This is a genomic window from Janthinobacterium sp. HH106 (assembly GCF_001758725.1).
In the GTDB taxonomy this organism is placed as follows: Bacteria; Pseudomonadota; Gammaproteobacteria; order Burkholderiales; family Burkholderiaceae_D; genus Janthinobacterium.
In genome coordinates this window covers 1-1086 of the sequence record NZ_LRIC01000022.1, presented here as the reverse complement: position 1 = coordinate 1086, position 1086 = coordinate 1, and the positions used below count along the sequence as shown (strand labels likewise).

Genomic DNA, 1086 nt, shown 5'->3' with positions numbered 1-1086 from the left:
ATACCTGCCATTCGAACTCCACCCATTGCGGCAGTTCGCGGCCATCGGGCGCGGCGCCCATGGTGGCTCCGCCGGTCATGGGATTCTTGTCGGGTCCCAGGGAGCCAGGGGTCGGAAAAAATACGCCGTTCGCCGTTCGCGCGCGCAGCACGTCGACCTTCTTGCCTTTGATGCCGTTGCTGAAGGTCACGATCATGCCGGGGCCGTCCTGTGACCGTGTTACAGAGCAGGCTGCACAGAGGGCGATGGCCGCCAGGAAGCAGATCGTCTGAAGCAGATATTTTTGCATGATGGCGCCTTGCAGGAAGCGTTGAAGGTAGGGCCGGCGGCCACGGCGGGCGCGCCGGCCGGTGCTGGTTGTCTGGGGCTTTGGTCATGGCGCAAGCTCGTCGCCGCCTTCGCGCAACAAGCCACAGCAGCTGCTTTTCAGCTTCCAGCGGAGTTTGATGCCCGTCTCGTACCAGATGAAATACACCCACAGCATCTTGTCCGGCAGCGCCCGCGGCGCTCTTTGCCTGTTCGACGCCAGTACTTCGTCAATGACGTCTTGCGGCACGCGCGACTGGACGGCGACGCGGGCACGTTTGTGCGGCAAAGTCCGGGTCAGCAAGTCCACACGGTCGTTCCATGCCTGTAGGGCGCTTGGCTCTGTTGGTGGAGGCGGTGCTGGATAGGGCCATTCGGTCCATTCGAACTCCACCCATTGCGGCAGTGCGCGGCCATCGGGAGCGGCGCCCATGGTCTTGCCGCCTGTCATCGGATTCTTGTCGGGACCAAGGGACCCGGGGGTCGGAAAAAATACACCGTTCGCCGTTCTCGCACGTATGACGTAGACTTTTTTGCCTTTGATGCCGTTGCTGAAGGTCACGATCATGCCGGGGCCTTGCTGCGAGTGTGGTGCGGCACAGGCAGTGCAGAGGGCGATGGCCGCCAGGAAGCAAATTGCCTGGAGCAGATATGTTTTCATGATGGCGCCTTGCAGGAAGCGTTGAAGGTAGGGGCGGCGGCCACGGCGGGCGCGCCGGCCGGTGCTGGTTGCCTGGGGCTTTGGTCATGGCGCAAGCTCGTCGCCGCCTTCGCGCAGCA

General features: G+C 63.1%; 2 protein-coding genes. Both read right to left on the bottom strand.

Features of this window, described 5'->3' with window-relative positions; translation table 11 throughout:
• On the bottom strand, nt 1-289 hold a 289-nt coding region (locus JAB8_RS11085; RefSeq protein ID WP_139143012.1), incomplete at its 3' end, for a hypothetical protein.
• 84 nt (nt 290-373) lie between these two features.
• The gene (locus JAB8_RS29040) at nt 374-967 is read right to left on the bottom strand and encodes a hypothetical protein (RefSeq protein ID WP_139143011.1); all 594 of its coding nucleotides are present in this window, start codon (nt 965-967) and stop codon (nt 374-376) included.
• Nucleotides 968-1086 lie beyond the last annotated feature (119 nt).

What these genes read in the sequence shown, in the direction of transcription:
- JAB8_RS29040 (WP_139143011.1), bottom strand. Translation starts at nt 967, where the DNA reads ATGAAAACATATCTGCTCCAGGCAATTTGCTTCCTGGCGGCCATCGCC.